The organism is Streptomyces sp. NBC_00461 (assembly GCF_036013935.1).
In the GTDB taxonomy this organism is placed as follows: domain Bacteria; phylum Actinomycetota; class Actinomycetes; order Streptomycetales; family Streptomycetaceae; genus Streptomyces.
In genome coordinates, this window is the sequence record NZ_CP107902.1 from 3,182,032 (window position 1) to 3,204,314 (window position 22,283).

The following is a 22,283-nucleotide window of genomic DNA, read 5'->3' on the forward strand; positions in this document are numbered from 1 at the left end:
GCTCCTGGACATGACCTCGAATACGCGTGTGGTGGTGATCGGCGCCGGCCTCGCGGGCGTCCGTCTCGCCCGGCGGCTCGGTGAGCTCGGCACGCCCGTGACGCTCGTCGGCGAGGAGGAGCACCGCCCGTACAACCGGGTGCTCCTCGCCGAGGTGCTGGCCGGGCGATACAGCCCCGAGGTGATCGCGCTGCCGTCCCCGGCGGAACTGACGCGCGGCCGGGTCACGGGCATCGACCGCGAGGTGCGAGCCGTACACCTCGCGGACGGCTCGAAGATCGCATACGACACGCTGGTTCTGGCCACCGGCTCGAACCCGGTACTCCCGCCCCTGCGCGGCCTGTTCACCGCGGACCACGCGCTGCCCGAGGGTGTGCACGCGTTCCGCACGATGGACGACTGCCTCGGCCTGTCCAAGGCCGTGCGGCCGGGCGTGAAGGCCGTCGTCATCGGCGGCGGGCTCCTCGGCGTGTCCGCGGCCCGCGCGCTCGCCCAGCGCGGCGCGCAGGTCGTCCTCGCCCAGCAGGGCGAGCGACTCATGGAGCGTCAGCTCGACCCGAGCGCCTCGAAGCTGGTGAAGCGGCACCTGGGGGACCTCGGCGTCGAGGTCCACACCGAGACCCGCGTCCGTGACGTGCGCTGCGTCGGCGGTGTGGTCCGCTCGGTCGAGATGCACGACGGATACGCGCTCGACGCCGACCTCGTGGTCCTGGCCTGCGGTGTCCACCCGAGGCTGGGTCTCGCGCAGACCGCGGGCCTTGAGGTGCGCAAGGGGATCGTCGTCGACGACGAACTGCGCACCTCCGACCCGCACATCCGGGCGATCGGCGACTGCGTGCAGCACGACGGCACCGTGTACGGGCTCGCCACTCCGGCGCTCGAACAAGCCGAGATCCTCGCCGAGTTGATCGCCGGGCGCTCGAACGCCCGGTACACCGGCACCCGTTCGCTGACCCGGCTCACGCTCGCCGGACCGAACTCACCCTTCGACCTCGCCGCGTTCGGCGAGACGGAGCCGCGTCCCGGGGACGACGTCGTCCAGTTGACGGACGCCACCCGCGGCACCTACCGCAAGGTCGTCGTCCGCGACGACCGCCTGGTCGGCGGAGTCCTCGTCGGCGAACTCGGCACCGTCGGCGCGCTCGCCCGCGCCTGGGAGGGAGCAGAGCCGCTCCCCGACGACGGTCCACTGCTCCACCTGCTCACCAACGATGGAGGCTCCTGATGACCGCCACCCTGGGGGCCACCCCCACAATCGTGCTCGTCGGCCACGGCATGGTCGGCCAGCGCTTCCTCGAAGCGCTCGCCGAACGCGGCCTGACCGCCACGCACCGCGTGGTCGTCCTGTGCGAGGAGCCGCGTCCCGCCTACGACCGCGTCGCCCTCACCTCGTACTTCTCGGGCAGGTCACCCGAGGAACTCTCCATGACCGACATGGAGTTCATCAACGACCACGGCATCGAGCTGTACGTCGGCGACCCGGCCGAGACGGTCGACCGCGAGGCGAAGAAGGTCACCGCCAGGTCCGGCCAGGTCTTCGAGTACGACACCCTCGTCCTCGCCACCGGCTCGTACCCCTTCGTACCGCCCGTCCCGAACAAGGACGCCGAGGGCTGCTTCGTCTACCGCACCATCGAGGACCTGCTCGCCATCGAGGAGTACGCCAAGACCCGCACCACCGGTGCCGTGGTCGGCGGCGGTCTGCTCGGTCTGGAGGCGGCCGGTGCGCTGAAGGGGCTCGGACTCACCTCCCACATCGTGGAGTTCGCGCCGCGCCTGATGCCCGTGCAGGTCGACGAGGGCGGCGGCGCCGCTCTTCTGCGCACCATCGAGGACATGGGCCTGTCCGTCCACACCGGTGTGGGCACGCAGGAGATCGTGGTCGACGAGGCCGGTGCCGTCACCGGTATGAAGCTCTCCGACGGTTCCGAACTCGCCACCGACCTGGTGGTGTTCAGCGCCGGTGTCCGCCCCCGCGACCAGCTGGCCCGCGACTGCGGCCTGACGGTCGGCGAGCGCGGCGGCATCACGGTCGACGAGCAGTGCCGTACGGTCGCCGACCCGCACGTCTTCGCGATCGGCGAGTGCGCGCTGGCCTCCGACGGCCGGGTGTACGGCCTGGTGGCGCCCGGTTACGAGCAGGCGGAGACGGTGGCGGCGACCATCGCCTCCGACGAAGCCGCCTTCGTGGGCGCCGACCTGTCGACCAAGCTGAAGCTGCTCGGCGTTGACGTGGCGTCCTTCGGCGACGCACACGGCACCACCGAGGACTGTCTGGACGTCGTCTACTCCGACTCCCGCGCGGGCCTGTACAAGAAGCTGGTCATCGGCCGCGACGGGACGCTGCTCGGCGGCATCCTGGTCGGCGACGCGGACGCCTACGGCACGCTGAGGGCGTTCACCGGCTCCGTTCCGCCGGTCTCGCCCGAGTCGCTGGTGCTGCCCGCCGGCGCCGGCGAGTCCGTCCAGCTCGGCCCGTCCGCGCTGCCGGACGAGGCGATCATCTGCTCCTGCCACAACGTCAGCAAGGGCACCATCCGCGGCGCGGTGACGGAGCACTCCTGCACCACGGTGCCCGAGGTGAAGAAGTGCACCAAGGCCGGTACGGGCTGCGGCAGTTGCGTCAAGGTCCTCGGCCAGCTGGTCACCGCCGAGCTGGAGGCGAGCGGCGTCGAGGTCGACAAGGGCCTGTGCGGCTGCTTCGCGCAGACCCGCGAGGAGCTCTACGAGGTCGTCCTCGCCCTGCGCATCAACACCTTCCAGGACCTGCTGGACCGCTACGGCCGCGACGACGCCAAGGGCGGTGACGGCTGCGAGGTCTGCAAGCCCGCGGTCGGCTCGATCATCGCCTCCCTCGCCCCGACGATCGGCGCGAGCGGCTATGTCCTGGACGGCGAACAGGCGGCCCTCCAGGACAGCAACGACCACTTCCTGGCGAACCTGCAGAAGAACGGCTCGTACTCGGTCGTGCCGCGCATCCCCGGCGGTGAGATCACCCCCGAGGGCCTGATCGTGATCGGCGAGATCGCCCGCGACTTCGGCCTCTACACGAAGATCACCGGCGGCCAACGGATCGACATGTTCGGCGCACGGGTGGAGCAACTCCCGTTGATCTGGATGCGGTTGGTGGACGCCGGCTTCGAGTCCGGCCACGCCTACGGCAAGGCGCTGCGCACGGTGAAGTCCTGCGTGGGACAGACCTGGTGCCGCTACGGCGTCCAGGACTCCGTGCGCATGGCGATCGACCTGGAGCTGCGCTACCGGGGCCTGCGCTCCCCGCACAAGCTCAAGTCGGCGGTCTCCGGCTGCGCCCGCGAGTGCGCCGAGGCCCAGTCGAAGGACTTCGGCGTCATCGCCACCGTAGGCGGCTGGAACCTGTACGTCGGCGGCAACGGCGGCGCGACCCCCCGCCACGCGGACCTGCTCGCGCAGGACCTCACCGACGCCGAACTGGTCCGCCTCATCGACCGGTTCCTGATGTTCTACATCCGCACCGCCGACCGTCTGGAGCGCACCTCGACCTGGCTGGAGCGCACCCCCGGCGGCCTGGACCACGTGCGTGACGTGGTGGTGGAGGACTCCCTCGGCATCTGCGAGGAGCTGGAGTCCCTGATGGCGGACCACGTGGCGAACTACGCCGACGAGTGGGCCACCACCATCAACAACCCCGAGAAGCTCGCCCGGTTCGTGTCCTTCGTGAACGCGCCCGACACCCCCGACCCGGTCGTCGGCTTCGTCCCGGAGCGCGACCAGATCAAGCCCGACCTGCCGCTGCTCACCATCGGCCACCGTCCCCTGGAAGGAAGCGCCCAGCGATGACCCTGGCACCCGAGACGACCGAACTCAAGATCCAACTCCAGCTGGAGGAGGGCTGGTTGACGGTCTGCGACCTCACCCAGCTGAACCCCGGCCGAGGCGTGGCCGCGCTTCTGCCCGACGGCCGCCAGGCCGCCCTCTTCCGCGACCGCGGCGGCAAGGTCTACGCCATCGACAACCGCGACCCCTTCGGTGGCGCGGCGGTCCTCTCCCGCGGCCTGACCGGCACCCACCAGGGCCGCCCCTTCGTCGCCTCGCCTCTGCTCAAGCAGCGGTTCGACCTGGCTTCCGGAGAGTGCCTGGACGACGAGTCGGTACGGGTGGCGACGTACGAGGTACGAACCAGCTGACCCTCTCGTCCTGGCCATGCATGTCGCGGCCTGCCCATTTCTTGACCGATCGTTCTCATTGAATCTAGGCTGCAGCCCGTGGCCAGGACCAAGGAGTTCGATCCGGATGCCGCGCTGCAGGCAGCCCTGGAGCTGTTCTGGCAGCGCGGCTACGAGGCGACGTCGATGTCCGACCTGGTGAACCACCTCGGCATCGGACGCGCCAGCATCTACGCGACCTTCGGCAGCAAACACGAGCTGTACCTCAGGGCGCTGGAGCGCTACGACCGGGCAGGGCTCCCGCCGATCGTGCGGGAACTGTCCCAGCCTGGCCCCGCCCTGCCCGCCGTACGAGCGGTCGTACGGCGCTACGCCGCCGAGGCGGCCGACGAGCAACTGCGCCTGAACGGCTGCCTGGTGACGAACACCGCGAGCGAACTGGCTCCGCACGACCCGGTGGCCAAGCGGAGCGTGGAGCGCAACTGGGACCAACTGGAGACCGTGCTGCACTCGGCACTGGTGCGCGCACAGGCACAGGACGAGCTGCCGGCCGACCGCGACCCGCTGACCCTCGCCCGCATGCTGCTGGTGCTGATGCAGGGCCTGCGGGTGGTCGGCAAGGCCTCCGCCGATCCGGCCCGGGTCCGGGACGCGGCGGAACAGGCGCTGGCACTGCTGAACTGAGCCCAAAGGACGGGCGGCGCCTTTTCGCATGTCGCCATTCTGAACCGATCAGTCAAAATAGGGGGGACCATGACCAGGCCGATGACCAGGACCACGACGGGTATCAGGACCAGTCGTTTCACCGACCGGACCGTGCTCGTCACCGGTGCCGGCTCCGGCATCGGACGGGCGGTCGCGCTCGCGTTCGCGGCGGAGGGAGCACAGGTCGTCGTGGCCGGACGCCGCCGGGAACCGCTCGACGAGACGGTCCGGCTGATCGAGGAGCAGGGAGGCAAGGCCCTCGCGGTCACCGCCGACGTGTCCGAGGCCGCCGGAACCGAAGCCCTGGTGCGGGCCGCGGTGGACCGCTTCGGCTCCCTCGACGTGGCCGTCAACAACGCGGGCGTGTTCCGGGGCGGCGGCCCGCTGGCCGACCTCCCCGAGGCCGACTGGCACACCCAGCTCGACACCAACCTCACCGGCGTCTTCCTGGCTCTCCGCGCCCAGATCCACCAGATGCGCACCCAGCCGTCGGGCGGCGCGATCGTGAACATCGCGTCCAACCTCGGCGCGCACACGCGCGTCCCGGGCGCCGCCGCCTACGCCGCGACCAAGGCCGCCGTATCAGCCCTGACCAGGGGCGCCGCCCTCGACCACATCCGCGAGGGCGTCCGGATCAACGCGGTCAGCCCCGGCGCCACCGCCACCCCCATGTCGCTGCGCGCCGGGGAGACGGAGGCCGAGCGCGCGGAGCGGGCCGCGGCCACGCTGCCCCTCGGCCGCGTCTCGGCCACCCAGGAGGTGGCCGCCGCCGTCCTCTACCTGGCCTCGGACGACGCGGCGTCGGTGGTCGGCACGGACCTGGTGGTGGACAGCGGCGCCACGGCCTGACCGCTCACGCTCACACCTTGAGGCCGGCGTATGTCACGCCCGTCAGCTGCTCGGACGCGGCCCAAAGCAGCTCCCCCGCACGGTCGTCGAGCGTCCACGGCGCCCGCCACGAGGGCCCCGGCGCGCCGCGCCACATCATGAACGACGGTCCGGTGAAGGAGTCGGGCCGTACGCCGGGGGCCGTTGCCGCGTACAGCGTGCTCAGCGCGCCGGCCTCCGCCGACTGTGCGAGAACTCGGTTGCCGATCTCCATCACCCACCCGGCGAGCCTGCGCCCCTCCATCCGGGGTGCGGTGCCCTGCAGATTGGTGGCCGCGTACCCGGGGTGGGCCGCGGCCGCCACCACGTCCGCCCCGTGTGCCGCCAGCCTGCGCGCCAGCTCGTGCGTGAAGAGAAGGTTGGCCGTCTTGGAGCGGGCGTAGGCGATCCAACGCCGGTAGCGGCGCTCGCTGTTGAGGTCGTCGAGGTCGATGTTGGCCATGGCGTGCGCCTCGCTGGAGACGGTCACGACACGCGCTCCGGGCGTGCCGAGCAGCACGGGCAACAGCAGCCCGGTCAGGGCGAAGTGCCCCAGGTGGTTGACCCCGAACTGCGTCTCGAACCCGTCCGCGGTCGTACCGTACGGCAACGCCATCACCCCGGCGTTGTTGACGAGCAGATCGAGCCACTCGTAACCGAACCGGCTCGCGAACTCCCGTACGGACCCCAGGTCCCCGAGATCGAGCCGGGCGAACTCCGCGATCGCGCCCGGCACTTCGCGCACGATCCGATCGGCCGCCGCACTCCCCCGCACCTCGCTGCGACACGCGAGCACGACCCGCGCCCCCTTGCGCGCCAGCTCCCGCGCGACCACGTACCCGAGCCCGCTGTTGGCCCCGGTGACGACGGCGACCCGGCCGCTCAGGTCGGGCACGCCCTTCTCGCTCCAGCCGGACATGGCGACTCCCTCCACGAGCGGGCGAACACCCAGCGTACGAGACGAGCCCCGCCGACCGGAGGACACAAGAGGGCGGCACCCCCGCACGGGTGCCGCCCTCTCCTGGTGATCCGGAACCGCCGCCCATCGGTGTTGAGGGTCGGGGACGGGCGGCGGCTCCGGGGTTCAGTGGCCGTCGGGTCAGCGGTGGTCGCTGCCCGTCGACTGTGTGGCCGCGCGGCCCGCCTCCAGGCGCGCCACCGGGATCCGGAACGGCGAGCAGGAGACGTAGTCCAGACCCACCTCGTGGAAGAAGTGGACCGACTCCGGGTCACCGCCGTGCTCGCCGCAGACACCGAGCTTCAGGTCGGGACGGGTCTCGCGGCCCGCCTGCACGGCGGACTTGACCAGCGAACCCACGCCGTCCCTGTCGATGGTCTCGAACGGGCTGACGCCGAAGATGCCCTTCTCCAGGTAGGCCGTGAAGAACGAGGCCTCCACGTCGTCCCGGCTGAAGCCCCACACCGTCTGGGTGAGGTCGTTCGTGCCGAAGGAGAAGAACTCCGCCGCCTCCGCGATCTGGCCGGCCGTGAGCGCGGCCCGCGGCAGCTCGATCATCGTGCCGATGGCGAGCTTGAGCTGCGTACCGGTCGCGGCCTCGACCTCGGCGATGACCTGGTCGGCCTCCTCGCGGACGATCTCCAGCTCCTGGACCGTGCCGACGAGCGGGATCATGATCTCGGCGCGCGGGTCACCCTTGGCGTTCTTGCGCTCGGCCGCGGCCTCGGCGATCGCCCGGACCTGCATCGTGAACAGGCCGGGGATGACAAGTCCCAGACGTACGCCGCGCAGGCCCAGCATCGGGTTCTGCTCGTGCAGCCGGTGCACGGCCTGGAGCAGGCGCAGCTCGTTCTCGTGCGGGTCCTTGCGGGACTCGGCAAGGGCGACCCGCACCGACAGTTCGGTGATGTCCGGCAGGAACTCGTGCAGCGGCGGGTCCAGCAGCCGGACGGTGACGGGCAGGCCGTCCATCGCCGAGAACAGGTCCACGAAGTCCTGCTTCTGCAGCGGAAGGAGCTGCTTGAGGGACTCCTCGCGCTCGTCGTCCGTGTCGGCCAGGATGAGACGCTCGACCAGCTCACGGCGGTCACCGAGGAACATGTGCTCCGTACGGCACAGGCCGATGCCCTGCGCCCCGAAGCGGCGCGCACGCAGCGCGTCCTCGGCGTTGTCCGCGTTGGCGCGCACCCGCAGGCGGCGCTTGCGGTCGGCGAACGCCATGATCCGGTGCACGGCCTCGACCAGCTCGTCGGCGTCGTTGGCGCCCGCGTGCATCCGGCCCTCGAAGTACTCCACGACCGGGGAGGGGACGACGGGCACCTCACCGAGGTACACCTTGCCGCTCGAACCGTCGATGGAGATGAGGTCGCCCTCCTCCACCACGTGCCCGCCGGGCACGGTCATCCGCCGGCGCTTGGTGTCGACCTCCAGCTCCTCGGCACCGCAGACACAGGTCTTGCCCATGCCGCGCGCGACGACGGCCGCGTGGGAGGTCTTGCCGCCGCGCGAGGTCAGGATGCCCTCGGCCGCGATCATGCCGTCGAGGTCGTCGGGGTTGGTCTCCCGGCGGACCAGGATGACCTTCTCGCCCGAGCGCGACCACTTCACGGCGGTGTACGAGTCGAAGACCGCCTTGCCGACCGCCGCGCCCGGCGAGGCCGCGATGCCCCGGCCGACCTTCTCGACCTTCGCGTCCTCGTCGAAGCGCGGGAACATCAGCTGGGCGAGCTGGGCGCCGGTGACCCGCTGCAGCGCCTCGGTCTCGTCGATGAGTCCCTGGTCCACGAGCTGCGTGGCGATGCGGAAGGCGGCACCGGCCGTCCGCTTGCCGACGCGCGTCTGCAGCATCCACAGCTGCCCGCGCTCGATGGTGAACTCGATGTCGCAGAGATCCTTGTAGTGGTTCTCCAGGGTCTCCATGATCTGCATCAGCTGATCGTACGACTTCTTGTCGATCTGCTCCAGCTCCGCGAGCGGGACGGTGTTGCGGATGCCCGCCACCACGTCCTCGCCCTGCGCGTTCTGCAGGTAGTCGCCGTAGACGCCCTGGTGGCCGGAGGCCGGGTCGCGGGTGAACGCGACGCCCGTGCCGGAGTCCGGGCCGAGGTTGCCGAACACCATCGAGCAGACGTTGACGGCCGTACCGAGGTCGTGCGGGATGCGCTCCTGGCGGCGGTAGAGCTTGGCGCGCTCGGTGTTCCAGGAGTCGAAGACCGCGTGGATGGCGAGGTCCATCTGCTCACGCGGGTCCTGCGGGAAGTCGCGGCCGGCCTCGGTCTTGACGATCTTCTTGAACTTGGTGACGAGCTTCTTGAGGTCGGCGGCCTCCAGCTCGGTGTCGACGGTGACCTTCTTGGCCGCCTTCGCCGCCTCCAGCGCGTCCTCGAAGAGCTCGCCGTCGACGCCGAGGACCGTCTTGCCGAACATCTGGATGAGGCGGCGGTACGAGTCCCAGGCGAACCGCTCGTCGCCGGCCTGCTCGGCGAGGCCCTTCACGGACTTGTCGGAGAGCCCGATGTTCAGGACCGTGTCCATCATTCCGGGCATCGAGAACTTCGCGCCGGAGCGGACCGAGACGAGCAGAGGGTTGTCGGCCTGACCGAGCTTCTTGCCCATGCGGGCCTCAAGAGCGTCGAGGTGCGCACTCACCTCGTCACGCAGTGCCGCCGGCTCCTCGCCACTGTCGAGGTAGACCTTGCAGGCTTCCGTCGTGATGGTGAAGCCAGGGGGAACGGGGAGTCCCAGGTTGGTCATCTCCGCGAGGTTCGCGCCCTTGCCACCCAGGAGGTCCTTGAGGTCTTTGTTTCCCTCGGTGAAGTCGTAAACGAACTTCGCTACGTGGGGTTCTTTGTTTTCCGACACGGTCTCGACTCCCTCGAGGACGCGGTGGCTGCCCTGACGGCGAGGAACATACCCAGATCGAAGGCTTCTGGGTACGTCTACTCACGTGTCATGCGCCCGTAACCACTCGTCCGCCAGTGGATCGAAAGTCAAAGCTTGGCAAGCGATGACGGGCGGATGTTTTCACTTCTTGAACACAGCCCCCCTCACTCACCCGAGAAATCCGCTCATGTGAGCGGCTCTCGGCACGTCTGATTTCGATCGATGAACGATCAAGGGGTGGCACTGCGTGCCACCCCTTGGAGAAGTGCAGTCGCTCATGATCCGCTCATCTGAGCGCAGCCCTTATCAAGGGTGGCAAGAATCACGCTGTCACAGGCGGCCAGATTTCACCATGCGGACGCGACCTGGGACGGAAACGCGGCCGTCACACGCCCATCGCGAGCAGCCGCTCCTCCACCCGCTCCGGCGCGTACAGGTGCTCCACGACCAGCGCCCCGGCCCCCACCAGCCCGGCCCGCTCCCCGAGCCGGGCGGTCACGACGTCCAGATGGGCCGTGGAGCGGGGCAGCGCCCGCTGGTACAGCAACTCCCGGACCCCCGTGAGGAAGGGAGTTCCGGCCAAATCCCCGGCGATCATCAGCACGCCGGGGTTCAGCAGCGTGACGACGGTCGCCAGGACGTCCCCCACCAGCCGCCCGGCCTCGCGGGCGAGCCCGACCGCCTCGGGATGCCCGGCCGCGAGCAGATCCCGCACATCCGAGCCGGAGGCCGTCGGCAACCCGGCCTCCGCGAGCCGCCGGGCGACGGCACCACCGCTCGCGACGGCGGCGAGACAGCCGTACGCACCGCACCGGCACAGCGCCTCCGTGCCCACCCGGATGTGCCCGATGTCGCCGGCGCCCCCGTCGATGCCCCGGTAGATCGACCCGTCGACCACGACCCCCGCGCCGATACCGGTCGACACCTTGACCAGCACGAACGCCGAACAGTCGTCGTACCCCGTGCGCTGTTCGCCGTACGCCATCAGATTCGCGTCATTGTCCACGAGCACCGGCACCACCCCCGCCCCCTCGCCCGCGCACTCGGCGAAGGCTCCGGCAAGGCGGCCTCTTATGTCGTGGCCGTCCCAGCCCGGCATGATCGGCGGCTGTACGACCCGGCCGGTGTCGCTGTCGACGGGCCCCGGCACCGCGAGCCCGATCCCGCAGACCGTCCGAGCCGGCTGCCCGGCCTTCTCCAGCAACTCGGCGAACCAGCGGCCGAGTTCACCGAGTACGACGTCCGGGCCGTCCTCGATGACGAGCGTGCCGGAGTGCTCGGCGAGGATCTCGCCGGCCAGCGAGAGGACGGCCGCGCGGGCGTGGCGGGTGTCGAGGTCGGCGGCCAGGACCACCGCGTGCTCGTCGTCGAACTCCAGGGTGATGGAGGGGCGTCCGCCGAGGGGCGAGTCGACCGGGCCGCCGGCGCCCTCGCGCAGCCAGCCCGCGCGGAAGAGCCGGTCGAGGCGCTGGCCGACGGTGGCGCGGGAGAGCCCGGTGGCCTGCTGGAGCGCGCCGCGCGTGGTGGCCCGCCCGCTTCGTACCAGTTCGAGCAGATCGCCGGCGCGAGCCTGGCCGCGTCCAGTCATGCGCACCCCCTTGTGTTTCTCAAGCCTGCATTACATATTGAGTTTTGCGTGTTAAATAGACGTAACTCTACGGTAGCCACGACCGAACCGGTCGTCCGCACGTCCTTCGGGGAGCCCTGAGTGGATCGCACTGTCCAACTCGCCAGCCGTGCCGCACAGCACCCCATTGCATACGATCCACCGCCCGAGCCGGATGAGCTGCACCTCGGAGCCGTGCGCGTACTGGAGGACAACTGGACGGGAGCCTCCACCGTCCCCTCGCGCAGCCTGTATCCGCACCAGTGGTCCTGGGACTCCGCGTTCATCGCGATCGGCCTCAGACATCTGTCGCCGTTACGGGCGCAGCGGGAGCTGGAGACGCTGCTGGACGCCCAGTGGGAGGACGGGCGGATCCCGCACATCGTCTTCAACCCCTCCGTCCCGCTCGACGCGTACTTCCCGAGCCCCGACTTCTGGCGCTCCTCGACCGCGGGGCGCGCCGCGGGCGCCCCGCGCACCGTACAGACCTCAGGCATCGTGCAGCCACCGGTGCACGCGCTCGCCGCCTGGCTGGTGCACTGCGCCGACCCGGGCCTGTCCCGCGCCCGCGGCTTCCTCACCCGGGTGTATCCCCGCCTGGCCGCCTGGCACCGCTATCTGCTGCACCGCCGTGACCTCGGCGGAGGCGGCCTGGTGTCCGTCGTCCACCCCTGGGAGCAGGGCATGGACAACAGCCCCTGCTGGGATGCCCCGCTGGCCCGCGTCACCCCCGCCCCGGCCCGCTCCTTCCGCCGCGCCGACCTCGACCACGGGGCCGCCGAGGACCGGCCGACGGACCTGGACTACGGGCGGTACGTGCGGCTGGCGACGGACTACCGGGATCGCGAATACGCCGACGGAGCATCCGAGTTCGCCGTCGAGGACCCCTCCTTCAATGCCCTGCTCATCGCCTCCGAGCACGCCCTGTCCCGGGTGGCGGACGAGCTGGGCGCGACGGGCGCGGCCCGCCGCGCGCGGGCGGAGCGGCTGACGACCGCAATGCTCGACCGCCTGTGGGACCCCACCGAGCAGATGTTCTTCTGCCGGGACGTCCGCAGCGACGAGCTGATCCCGGAGCGAAGCGTCTCGGGCCTGCTCCCCCTCCTGCTGCCCACGCTGCCGCGCGGGACGGCCGACGCCCTCGTGCGCACGACCCGCGGACCGCACTTCGGACTCGGCAGCTCGACCCGCCTCCCCCCGTCCTACGACCTCCTCGGCGAGGCCTTCGACCCGCACCGCTACTGGCGCGGCCCGGCCTGGTTCAACACGAGCTGGCTGCTGGAGCGGGGGCTGCGCACCCACGGCGAGCAGGCGATGGCCGACGCGCTGCGGGAGGCCGTCCTGGACATCGCCGGCACCTCCGGGTTCGCGGAGTACGTGGACCCGCACACCGGCGAGGCGTGCGGTGCGACCGGGTTCGGCTGGACCGCCGCGCTCGCGCTGGATCTGCTCCACATGCGCCCCGGACACGGCGTGTCCCTCATGGGCGACGGCACGTTCGACAGCAGTGACAAGGGAGTCAGGGGAGGGGACCGGGCATGACGGAGCGGCATCATCTGCTCGTGCACGGCGGGACGTTCGCGGCCATGGGCGACGGCGGGGACATCAGCGGTGTCCGGGGATCGGGCTCCCCGGACGGGTTGTTCGTGCGTGACGCCCGGCACCTGAGCCGTTGGCAACTGACGGTCGACGGCGCCGTACCCGAGGCGCTCACGCCGGTCGCGGACGGGGACACGGCGCGCTGTGTCCTCGTCCCGCGCGGCGGACGCCAGGAGCCGCCCGCGTACACGATCTTCCGCGAACAGGCCGTCGGGGACAGCGCGTTCGTCGAGTCCCTGCGGGTGACCAGCAACCGCCCGGTGCCGACGACGGTCCGCCTCGCGGTCACCGCGGACGCCGACTTCACCGACCAGTTCGAACTGCGCTCCGACCACCGCACCTACACCAAGATCGGTGCCGTCCGCTCCCGCCAGGCCCTCGACGACGGCATGGAGTTCGGCTACCAGCGCGGCGACTGGCGTTCCCGTACGACGGTGCGGACCACCCCCGCCCCGGACGCCGTCGAGGAGACGGGCACGGGCGCCCGCCGCCTCGTATGGACCCTGGACCTCCAGCCGCACGGCACGGCGGAACTGACGCTTCGGGTGGCGGCCCACCCCCACGGAGCCGCCGGCTCCGCGCAGGTCCCGACGTCCCCGACCGCCGCAAAGACCCAACTCCGCACTCTGGAAAGTGAGTTCGTGGAGGGTGTGTCCTTCCCGACCGGCTGGCCCGAGCTGGCGGCGGCCTGCGCACGCGGCCTCGCCGACCTGGCCGCACTCCAGGTCACGGCGACGGGCCCGGACGGCGAGGACCTTCGCGTGCCGGCTGCGGGCGCCCCCTGGTTCCTGACCCTGCTGGGCCGGGACGCCCTGCTCACCTCGCTCTTCGCCCTTCCCTACCGCCCCCAGCTCGCCGCGGCCACGCTCCCGGCCCTCGCCGCGGCCCAGGCGACCGAGACCGGAGCGGACGCGGTGTCCCAGCCCGGCAAGATCGTGCACGAGGTGCGGCACGGGGAGCTGGCGCACTTCGGCCAGGTGCCGTACGGCCGCTACTACGGCTCCGTGGACGCGACCCCCCTCTTCCTCGTCCTCCTGGGCGCCTACGTCGAGCAGACCGGGGACGCGGCTCTCGCGCGCCGGCTGGAGCCCCACGCCCGAGCGGCGGTCGGCTGGATGCTCGACCACGGCGGGCTCACCTCCCGCGGCTACCTCGTCTACCGCGCCGACCAGGGCGGCCTCGCCAACCAGAACTGGAAGGACTCCCCCGGCGCGATCTGCTCCGCCGACGGGACACGGGCGAGCGGGGCGGTGATGGCGGCGGGCGCGCAGGGATACGCGTACGACGCACTGCGCCGCACGGCGTGGATCGCCCGCACGGTATGGGAGGACGGAACTTACGCGGCGTTACTCGAACAGGCCGCCGGCGACCTCCGCGACCGCTTCCAGCGGGACTTCTGGATGCGGGAGTGTTCCTTCCCCGCACTCGCCCTCGACGGCGACGGCAAGCAGGTCGACGCCCTGGCCTCGGACGCGGGGCATCTGCTCTGGTCGGGGCTGCTGGACAAGGAGTACGGGGAGGTCGTGGGCCGGCGGCTGCTGGAGCCCGACTTCTTCTCGGGCTGGGGTGTGCGGACGCTGGCCGCGGGCCAGGCGGCCTACCACCCCCTCTCGTACCACCGCGGTTCGGTGTGGCCGCACGACAACGCACTGATCACCCTCGGACTGGCCCGCTACGGGCTGCATGACGAGGCCCGGGTCGTCGCCCATGCCCTGGTGGACGCGGCGACGACCTCCGGTCATCGGCTGCCGGAGGTTCTCGCGGGGTACGGCCGGGACACGCACACGGAGCCGGTGCCGTATCCGCATGCGTGCGTGCGGGAATCTCGTTCGGCGGCGGCGCCTCTCGCTCTGCTGACGGCGGTTGGGGGCGCGTAAGAACTCGGGGCGGGGGGTTGTGTTGCGGCTGCGGGCTCGTTGTGGCCGGTCGCGCAGTTCCCCGCAACGTCCCCCCAAAGACCGGCCGTGAGCGACAGCGGGCTCGCCGTGGCCGATCGTGCCGTTCCCCGCAACTTCCCCCCAAAGACCGGCCATGGGCGGCAGCGGGCTCGTCGTAGCCGATCGCGCCGTTCCCTGCACGCCTGGAGGGCGCTGGCGGCAGCGTTGGTTACCCGTTTGCCGGGTGTTTGCCCTTGGCCTCTGAACGTGGGCGCAGGGTGGGCCGTACGGAATTGTGGCGGGTCCCAGCCTCCCCAGCGTGGCCCGCCACTCCGCATCAGGGCCTCGCATGGAAGGACCTTCGGGTTGCCTCAGGACACGAGCACGCGCCAGACAACGGAAACGGCAGGGGCGCCCGGGGACGAGACCGCGGAGCGAGAAGCCGGCAAGGAACTCGTCGCCGCCCCGAGCCTCCTCTCCCGCATACGCTCCCTTCCGCGCCCCCACCCCCGGCGGGCCTGGCGGCGCTGGAAGGCCGCCCACCCCGTGCCCGCGCAGGTCATCGGCATCGTCGTGACGACCGGCGCGCTCGCGCTCATCGTCGCGGCGCTCGTGATGCCGAACCGCCTTGAGACCTTCCGCCCGGCCGAGTTCATACGACTACCGGTGGAGGCGCTGCTCGGGGCGGCCGTGCTGACCGCTCTGCCGCGCAGGCCGAGGCTGATCGTGGCGGTGCTGTTCGGGCTGCTGCTCGGCGTGCTCACCGTGCTGAACCTGATGGACATCGGCTTCTACGAATACCTCGGCCGCGGCTTCAACATCATCCTGGACTGGCCGCTGCTGACCGACGCACAGTCCTACCTCGGCGACACGCTGGGCAAGGGGACGGCCCAACTGGCGGCCATCGGCGTCGTCCTGCTCGTCGCGCTCATCCTCGCCGTGATGGCCCTCGCGGCGGTCCGCGTCGGCAACCTGGTGGGGCGGCACCCGGGCCACTCGACCCGCGTCCTCCTGGTGCTGTGCGCGTTCTGGATGACCTGCGCGAGCGTGAACCTGCAGAACGCCGGCGTGCCGCTGTCCGCCGAGCACACCGTCACGATGCTCAAGTACCGCGCGGAGCGGGTCCGGGACGCCATCCGGGACGAGGCGGCATTCGGGAAGATCGCGCGGGCTGACACGTTCGGCAACACACCGCCCAGCCAGTTGGTGCCGGATCTGCGCGGCAAGGACATGGTCTTCACCTTCATCGAGAGCTACGGCCGCAGCGCGATCGAGGACCCGGTCGAGGCGCCCGGAGTGGACGCGACACTCGCCGCGCGCACCAAGGCCCTCGCGAAGGCGGGCTTCCACGCCAAGAGCGGCTGGCTGACGTCGGCGACGTACGGGGGCAGCAGCTGGCTCGGCCACTCCACGACCATGTCGGGCCTGTGGATCAACAACCAGAGCCGCTACCGGACCGTCACCGCGGGCAACGGCGAACACCTCACCCTCACCAAGGCGTTCCAGAAGACCGGTGCCTTCGACACGGTCGGCATCATGCCGGGCGTGCAGAAGGGCTGGCCGGAGGAGAAGTGGTACGGCCTCGACAAGGTCTACGACGCCTTCCAGCTGGGCTACAAGGGGCCGAAGTTCAGCTGGTCGACCATGCCCGACCAGTACGCCCTCGAACAGTTCCAGAGGCAGGTGCACAGCAAGAAGCCGGCCAACGGCAAGTCACGGATGTCGTTCCTCATCCTGACCTCCAGCCACCAGCCGTGGGCGCCCCTCCCGAAGATCGTCCCGTGGGACCAGATCGGCAACGGCTCGATCTTCAACGCCATCCAGAAGGCCGGCAAGAAGCCCTCGGACATCCTCACCAGCTCGCCCAAGTCCCAGGCGGAGTACGGCAAGTCGGTCCAGTACTCGGTGACCGCCCTCACCCAGTGGCTGGAGCGCTACGGCAACGACAACACCGTCCTCGTCTTCCTCGGCGACCACCAGCCCATCGCCCGAGTCAGCGGCAACCACGCCAGCCGGGACGTCCCGATCTCGATCGTGGCCAAGGACCCGAAGGTCCTCGACAAGATCAACTCCTGGAACTGGACAGACGGCCTGCGCCCCGCCCACAACGCCCCGGTCTGGAAGATGAGCAACTTCCGCGACGCCTTCCTCACGGCATACGGCTCGACCCCACACCCCAAGAAGGGCTGAGCGGAACGCCGCGGCAGGCGCCGTAGCCGCAAACGGCGGGAAGGGGACGGGGCGGGGGGTGCCCGCCCGCAGCGTCCGGCGTCCATCACCAGCACATCCCCACCAACAGCACCGCCGGACCGAGGACGGACACCCCCCGCACCGGCCCCGACCCCCCCCACCGAACCCGACGCGCTACACGCACCCCCACCGAAGCCGCACAGGCGCCGCAGGCATCCGACTCACCCGCCGGACGTATCCAGCTCGGCGTCCTCCCCGACCCCCGCACAGTCATACGGGTCCTTCAGCCAACCGTCCGGCAGCACCACCCTGTTGTTGCCTGACGTACGCCCACGAGGCCCGTCGGCACCATCGGGCCAGGCCTGGTCCAGATCCAACTCGTCCAGCCCGCCCCGTAGTTCCTCCAGAGACGACGTGACGGCAAGCCGCTTACGCATCTCGCTCCCGACGGCGAACCCCTTCAGATACCAGGCCACGTGCTTACGAAAGTCGACAACACCCTTGGCCTCGTCACCGATCCACTCACCAAGCAGCGTGGCATGCCGAACCATCACACCGGCCACCTCACGCAGCGAGGGCCGCGCACCGCCTCCCCGCCCCTCGAACGCCGCCACCAGATCCGCGAACAGCCACGGCCGCCCCAGACACCCCCGGCCCACGACCACCCCGTCACACCCGGTCTCCCGCACCATCCGCAGCGCGTCCTCGGCCGACCAGATGTCCCCGTTCCCGAGCACCGGAATCTCCGGGACGTGCTCCTTCAGCCGGGCGATGGCATCCCAGTCGGCCGTGCCGCCGTAGTGCTGGGCGGCGGTCCGCCCGTGCAAGGCGATGGCAGTGACACCCTCCTCGACAGCGATACGCCCCGCGTCGAGATACGTGATGTGGTCGTCGTCGATGCCCTTGCGCATCTTCATGGTGACCGGAAGATCCCCGGCCCCGGACACGGCCTCGCGCAGGATGGCCCGCAGCAGATGCCGCTTGTACGGCAGCGCGGATCCCCCACCCTTGCGCGTCACCTTGGGCACCGGGCACCCGAAGTTCAGGTCGATGTGGTCGGCGAGGCCCTCCTCCGCGATCATGCGGACGGCCTTGCCGACGGTCGCCGGGTCGACGCCGTACAGCTGGATCGAGCGCGGATTCTCCGTCGCGTCGAAGTGGACCAGCTGCATGGTCTTCTCGTTGCGCTCGACCAACGCCCGGGTCGTGATCATCTCGCTGACGAACAGCCCCTTGCCCCCGCTGAACTCCCTGCACAGCGTGCGGAAGGGTGCATTGGTGATCCCGGCCATGGGCGCGAGCACGACAGGCGGCGTGACGGCGTGCGGACCGATGGACAGCGGGTGGGACATCAGCAGGCTCCGGGCGGAAGTACGGCAGCGGTCATGGGCAAGCACCCATTGTCGCGCACTCCCAAAGCCTCCCCTTCAGGCCGCCCGAGATACGCCAGGTAATTAGTTAGACGCACTATCGAAGTCGGTGTACGCTGCAACGCATGCCCGAGCTCAGCCCCCGCCGACGTCAGCTCGTCCTCGCGATCTGCTGCATGAGCCTGCTGATCGTGAGCCTCGACGTCACCGCCCTGAACGTCGCCCTGCCGTCGATGCAGCACGACCTGGACGCCAGTACGTCGGGTCTCCAGTGGACGATCGACGCCTACACGCTCGTCCTGGCCTCGCTGCTCATGCTCGCGGGTTCCACCGCCGACCGGATCGGCCGCAAGAAGGTCTTCATCGCAGGCCTGACCATTTTCGGCCTGGGCTCACTGCTCTGCTCCCTGGCGCCCAGCCTCGACGCGCTGATCGCCTTCCGCATGCTCCAGGCGGTCGGCGGCTCGATGCTCAACCCGGTCGCCATGTCGATCATCACCAACACCTTCACGGACGCGCGCGAGCGCGCCCGTGCGATCGGCGTGTGGGGCGCGGTCGTCGGCATATCGATGGCCGCCGGTCCGCTGGTAGGCGGGCTGCTCGTGGAGTCGGTCGGCTGGCGGTCGATCTTCTGGGTCAACCTGCCGGTGGGCCTGACCGCGCTGCTCCTCACCCTGCGCTTCGTCCCCGAGTCCCGGGCGCCCAAGGCCCGCCGCCCCGACCCGGTCGGACAGTCCCTGGTCATCGCCCTGTTCGGCTCCCTGACGTACGCGATCATCGAGGCACCTAGCTCAGGCGCCGGCTCGATCGCGCCGTTCGCCGTGATCGCCGTGGCCGCGCTGATCGGGCTCCTCTGGTACGAGCCCCGGCGCGACGAACCCCTCATCGATCTGCGGTTCTTCCGTTCCGTGCCGTTCAGCGGTGCGACCGTGATCGCGATCAGCGCGTTCGCGGCACTGGGCGGATTCCTGTTCCTGTCGACGCTGTATCTGCAGAACGTACGGGGCCTGAGCGCGCTGCACGCCGGGCTGTGGATGCTGCCGATGGCGGTGCCGATGTTCCTGTGCGCCCCGCTGTCCGGGCGGCTGGTCGGCAGCCGGGGGCCTCGGCTGCCGCTGCTGATCGCGGGGTTCGCGATGACCGCGAGCGCGGTGCTGTTCGCGGCGTTCGACGCGGAGACGTCCAACGCCACGCTGTTCCTCGGGTACATGGTGTTCGGCATCGGGTTCGGGTTCGTGAACGCGCCGATCACGAACACGGCGGTGTCCGGGATGCCGCGCGCGCAGGCCGGTGTCGCCGCCGCCGTCGCCTCCACGAGCCGACAGCTCGGTCAGACGCTGGGCGTCGCCGTGGTGGGTGCGGTGCTGGCGTCCGGCGTGGGCTCGTCGTCGTACAAGGACACGTTCGTGTCGGCTTCGGTGCCGGGGTGGTGGATTCTCGTGGGGTGCGGGGTCGCGGTACTCGTGTTCGGGGCGTTGACGAACGGGCGTTGGGCGAAGGGGACTGCCGAGCGGACGGCCAAGCAGCTGGAGTCCGCCGAGGTGCGCGAAGCCGCCGGAGTGCGTGCGTAGTCGGGGCTGGTCTCACCCTCACGCCGGTTGAGAGTCGCGAGAGGCGCCCTTCTCCAACGCGATCTGCTGCAGCCTCTCCAACCGCTTCCTCGACTCCTCGTCCGCCGGTGCGTACGTCACGATGCGTGGGCCCGGTTCCGGACCCAGCCACAGGTCCGTGTGGTCCACCGTGAGGCGACCCACATGGCGATTGTCGAACTGCTTGCGCTTGGTGCGGTGGGCCACCACCTCGTGGCGGTCCCAGTTCTCGCAGAACTCCGCGGACTCGGCGCGCAGCCGCTTCAGGAGCATCTTCCAGGCGGGCTCGGCGAGATGGCCCGCCATCGTGGCGCGGAAGCGGGCGGCCATCATGCGCTGGGCGTCCTGCAGATGCACGATCGAGGAGCACCAATCGTCGTGTGTGTAGGAGAGGATCATGCAGTTGCGGTCCTCGGGCGGCACCGCGTCCAGGTCGCACAGCAGCATCCCGTACGTGCGGTTGTAGGCGAGGATGTCGTAGCGGCTGTTCTGCACGCAGGCCGGGACCGGCTCCAGGTGCTCCAGGACGGCGCGCACCGCGGGCGTGATCGACGGGCAGCTGGTGGCCGGCGTCGGGTCCACCTGGCCCGCCAGCTGGAAGAGGTGGGCGCGCTCGCTGGGGTCCAGGAAGAGCGTGCGGGCCAGTGCGTCCAGGACCTGCACGGAGACCTGGATGTCCCGGGCCTGTTCGAGCCACGTGTACCAGGTGACGCCGACGGCGGCGAGGTGGGCGACCTCCTCGCGGCGCAGGCCGGGTGTGCGGCGTCGGCGGCCGCGGGGCAGGCCGACCTGCTCGGGCGTGATGTGCTCACGCCGGTGCCGCAGGAACCCGGCGAGTTCGTGCCGTCGCACCGAACCGGCGGCGTCCCTGGTCACAGGGGTGCCCGGGGTGCGTACCGCATGATCCTGTGCCATCGTCGTCATGCCTCCAGCGTGCCGCCCCGCAGAGCCTGTTTCCAGGTAGTGCTTCTACCAGGATAAGGAGACTCTGGTACCCCTCTGGGAGTGGTCGCAGGCTCGAAGGCGTGACCGAAACCATCGCTCCACGCACCGTCCGCTCGCCGGCCGCGACACCCTCGCTCGGCGGCCTCGGGCTCTTCACCGTGCTGCTGGCAGCGGCACTTCCCCTGATCGACTTCTTCATCGTCAACGTCGCCCTGCCGTCCATCGGCAGGGACCTGCACGCGAGCGAGTCCGTGCTGGAACTCGTCGTCGCCGGGTACGGGCTCGCGTACGCCGTGCTGCTCGTCCTGGGCGGACGGCTTGGCGACCTGTTCGGCCGGCGCCGCTTCTTCCTGGGCGGCATGGCGGCCTTCGGGCTGACCTCGCTGGCCTGCGGACTCGCGCCCAGTGCCTGGACGCTGGTCGCGGCGCGGGTCGCGCAGGGCGCCGCGTCGGCCGCGATGCTGCCGCAGGTCCTCGCCACCATCCAGTCGGCCACCGCGGGGCAGCAACGGGCGAAGGCCATGAGTCTCTACGGCGCCACGGCCGGGCTGTCCATGGTCGCCGGGCAGATCCTCGGCGGGGTGCTCGTGGCCGCGGACATCGCGGGCACGGGTTGGCGCTCGGTCTTCCTGGTGAACGTCCCCGTGGTCGTCGTGGGCCTGGTCCTGGCGGCCCGTGGCGTGCCCGAGACCCGTTCCCGGCGTCCGGAGCCGGTGGACGGGCCCGGCACCGTCCTGCTCACGGCGTCCCTCCTCGCGCTGCTGGCCCCGCTCACCGAGGGCCGCTCGGCGGGCTGGCCGCTGTGGACGTGGCTGTCGCTGCTGGCGTTCCCGTTCGTGGCGACGGCGTTCTACCTGGTGGAGCGGCGGGCGGACCGGCAGGGCCGTACGCCGCTGGTGCCGCCGAGCCTGTTCGCGCTGACCTCGCTCAGGCGCGGGCTGGTGATGATCCTCCCCTTCTCCGTCGGCTTCAGCGGGTTCATGTTCGTGATCGCGGTGGCGCTGCAGCGGGGCGCGGGACTGGGGCCGGTCCCGGCGGGGCTGGCGCTCGCGCCGATGGCCGTCGTCTTCTTCTTCGTCTCGCTGGCCGGCCCGCGGCTGGTGGCCCGGTACGGCACCCGGGTGGTGACCGCCGGCGCGCTGGTCCAAGGGCTCGGCGTCGGACTGATGGCCCTGGCGGCATGGCGGTCCTGGCCCGGCCTCGGCCTGGTGGAGCTGCTCCCCGGTGCGGCCCTCGCCGGAGCGGGGCAGGCACTCCAACTCCCCATCGTCTTCCGGGTCGTTCTCTCCGAGGTGCCGGCCGCCCGTGCCGGTGTCGGCAGCGGGGTGATGATGACCACGCAGCAGTCGGCGCTCGCGCTCGGCGTGGCCGCCCTGGGCACCCTCTTCCTGTCCCTGGTCCCGCATGCCGGAATGCGGGACGCCCTGGTCACGACCCTTCTGGTGCAGCTGGGCTGTGTGGTCCTGACCGGGCTGCTGAGCCTGCGGCTGCCCCGCACGATCGGCTGAGGTGTGTGGGATCGGCTACGGCTTGGTCAACTCACGGCGGA

The 22,283-nt window shown here is 70.7% G+C and carries 15 protein-coding genes; 10 read left to right on the forward strand and 5 right to left on the reverse strand.

From position 1 onward, the window contains the following. Nucleotides 1-10: 10 nt before the first annotated feature. From OG870_RS14995 to OG870_RS15015, 5 genes are all read left to right on the forward strand, one after another. Complete coding sequence (locus OG870_RS14995) at nucleotides 11-1,225, forward strand: NAD(P)/FAD-dependent oxidoreductase (protein WP_266513925.1); 1,215 nt, start codon at nucleotides 11-13, stop codon at nucleotides 1,223-1,225. Beyond that, a complete protein-coding gene (gene nirB, locus OG870_RS15000; RefSeq protein ID WP_327690969.1) occupies nucleotides 1,225-3,819 on the forward strand; it encodes a nitrite reductase large subunit NirB in 2,595 nt (864 codons plus the stop codon). The genes OG870_RS14995 and nirB overlap by 1 nt, the downstream gene beginning before the upstream one ends. After that, the gene (gene nirD, locus OG870_RS15005) at nucleotides 3,816-4,166 is read left to right on the forward strand and encodes a nitrite reductase small subunit NirD (RefSeq protein WP_266513929.1); all 351 of its coding nucleotides are present in this window, start codon (nucleotides 3,816-3,818) and stop codon (nucleotides 4,164-4,166) included. Before nirB ends, nirD begins: the two co-directional genes overlap by 4 nt. A 78-nt stretch (nucleotides 4,167-4,244) precedes the next feature. Then, nucleotides 4,245-4,829: a TetR/AcrR family transcriptional regulator gene (locus OG870_RS15010; protein WP_266513932.1), complete on the forward strand. Its 585-nt coding sequence runs from the start codon at nucleotides 4,245-4,247 to the stop codon at nucleotides 4,827-4,829. Nucleotides 4,830-4,898: 69 nt separating this feature from the next. Beyond that, entirely contained in the window at nucleotides 4,899-5,699 is an 801-nt protein-coding gene (locus tag OG870_RS15015; protein WP_266584807.1) for an SDR family NAD(P)-dependent oxidoreductase, read from the forward strand. 10 nt (nucleotides 5,700-5,709) lie between these two features. Here the strand turns inward: OG870_RS15015 and OG870_RS15020 are convergent, their stop codons facing one another. The 3 genes from OG870_RS15020 to OG870_RS15030 all read right to left on the reverse strand — a co-directional run bounded on the left by OG870_RS15020 (nucleotide 5,710) and on the right by OG870_RS15030 (nucleotide 11,146). Then, on the reverse strand, nucleotides 5,710-6,636 hold the full coding sequence (locus OG870_RS15020; protein ID WP_266840518.1) for an oxidoreductase: 927 nt from the start codon (nucleotides 6,634-6,636) through the stop codon (nucleotides 5,710-5,712). A 180-nt stretch (nucleotides 6,637-6,816) separates the two neighbouring features. Beyond that, nucleotides 6,817-9,537 (reverse strand): pyruvate, phosphate dikinase, encoded by a 2,721-nt coding sequence (gene ppdK, locus OG870_RS15025; protein WP_266513939.1) that lies wholly within the window; start codon nucleotides 9,535-9,537, stop codon nucleotides 6,817-6,819. Between the two features lie 406 nt (nucleotides 9,538-9,943). Next, a complete protein-coding gene (locus tag OG870_RS15030) occupies nucleotides 9,944-11,146 on the reverse strand; it encodes an ROK family protein (RefSeq protein ID WP_327690970.1) in 1,203 nt (400 codons plus the stop codon). A 120-nt stretch (nucleotides 11,147-11,266) separates the two neighbouring features. Here OG870_RS15030 and OG870_RS15035 point away from each other — a divergent pair, with 120 nt between their 5' ends. From OG870_RS15035 to OG870_RS15045, 3 genes are all read left to right on the forward strand, one after another. Then, a complete protein-coding gene (locus tag OG870_RS15035) occupies nucleotides 11,267-12,706 on the forward strand; it encodes an MGH1-like glycoside hydrolase domain-containing protein (RefSeq protein ID WP_266513945.1) in 1,440 nt (479 codons plus the stop codon). Then, entirely contained in the window at nucleotides 12,703-14,640 is a 1,938-nt protein-coding gene (locus tag OG870_RS15040; protein ID WP_266584803.1) for an amylo-alpha-1,6-glucosidase, read from the forward strand. Before OG870_RS15035 ends, OG870_RS15040 begins: the two co-directional genes overlap by 4 nt. A 366-nt stretch (nucleotides 14,641-15,006) precedes the next feature. Then, nucleotides 15,007-16,830: a sulfatase-like hydrolase/transferase gene (locus OG870_RS15045; protein ID WP_443063430.1), complete on the forward strand. Its 1,824-nt coding sequence runs from the start codon at nucleotides 15,007-15,009 to the stop codon at nucleotides 16,828-16,830. 221 nt (nucleotides 16,831-17,051) lie between these two features. On the opposite strand, the gene dusB is transcribed toward OG870_RS15045, so the two are convergent. Beyond that, nucleotides 17,052-18,182 (reverse strand): tRNA dihydrouridine synthase DusB, encoded by a 1,131-nt coding sequence (gene dusB, locus OG870_RS15050; RefSeq protein ID WP_266513950.1) that lies wholly within the window; start codon nucleotides 18,180-18,182, stop codon nucleotides 17,052-17,054. Between the two features lie 143 nt (nucleotides 18,183-18,325). Here dusB and OG870_RS15055 point away from each other — a divergent pair, with 143 nt between their 5' ends. Next, nucleotides 18,326-19,771, forward strand: a complete 1,446-nt coding sequence (locus tag OG870_RS15055) for an MFS transporter (protein WP_266584801.1) — start codon at nucleotides 18,326-18,328, stop codon at nucleotides 19,769-19,771. 18 nt (nucleotides 19,772-19,789) lie between these two features. On the opposite strand, the gene OG870_RS15060 is transcribed toward OG870_RS15055, so the two are convergent. Continuing rightward, nucleotides 19,790-20,713: a helix-turn-helix transcriptional regulator gene (locus tag OG870_RS15060; RefSeq protein WP_266513955.1), complete on the reverse strand. Its 924-nt coding sequence runs from the start codon at nucleotides 20,711-20,713 to the stop codon at nucleotides 19,790-19,792. Nucleotides 20,714-20,814: 101 nt separating this feature from the next. On the opposite strand from OG870_RS15060, the gene OG870_RS15065 reads away from it, so the two are divergent. After that, nucleotides 20,815-22,242, forward strand: coding sequence for an MFS transporter (locus OG870_RS15065; RefSeq protein WP_327690971.1), 1,428 nt, complete (start codon nucleotides 20,815-20,817; stop codon nucleotides 22,240-22,242). Nucleotides 22,243-22,283: the final 41 nt, after the last annotated feature.

Coding starts and splice junctions, on each gene's coding strand:
- OG870_RS14995 (WP_266513925.1), top strand. CDS start 11: ATGACCTCGAATACGCGTGTGGTGGTGATCGGCGCCGGCCTCGCGGGC.
- nirB (WP_327690969.1), top strand. CDS start 1,225: ATGACCGCCACCCTGGGGGCCACCCCCACAATCGTGCTCGTCGGCCAC.
- nirD (WP_266513929.1), top strand. CDS start 3,816: ATGACCCTGGCACCCGAGACGACCGAACTCAAGATCCAACTCCAGCTG.
- OG870_RS15015 (WP_266584807.1), top strand. CDS start 4,899: ATGACCAGGCCGATGACCAGGACCACGACGGGTATCAGGACCAGTCGT.
- OG870_RS15020 (WP_266840518.1), bottom strand. CDS start 6,636: ATGTCCGGCTGGAGCGAGAAGGGCGTGCCCGACCTGAGCGGCCGGGTC.
- OG870_RS15030 (WP_327690970.1), bottom strand. CDS start 11,146: ATGACTGGACGCGGCCAGGCTCGCGCCGGCGATCTGCTCGAACTGGTA.
- OG870_RS15040 (WP_266584803.1), top strand. CDS start 12,703: ATGACGGAGCGGCATCATCTGCTCGTGCACGGCGGGACGTTCGCGGCC.
- dusB (WP_266513950.1), bottom strand. CDS start 18,182: ATGTCCCACCCGCTGTCCATCGGTCCGCACGCCGTCACGCCGCCTGTC.
- OG870_RS15055 (WP_266584801.1), top strand. CDS start 18,326: ATGCCCGAGCTCAGCCCCCGCCGACGTCAGCTCGTCCTCGCGATCTGC.
- OG870_RS15060 (WP_266513955.1), bottom strand. CDS start 20,713: ATGACGACGATGGCACAGGATCATGCGGTACGCACCCCGGGCACCCCT.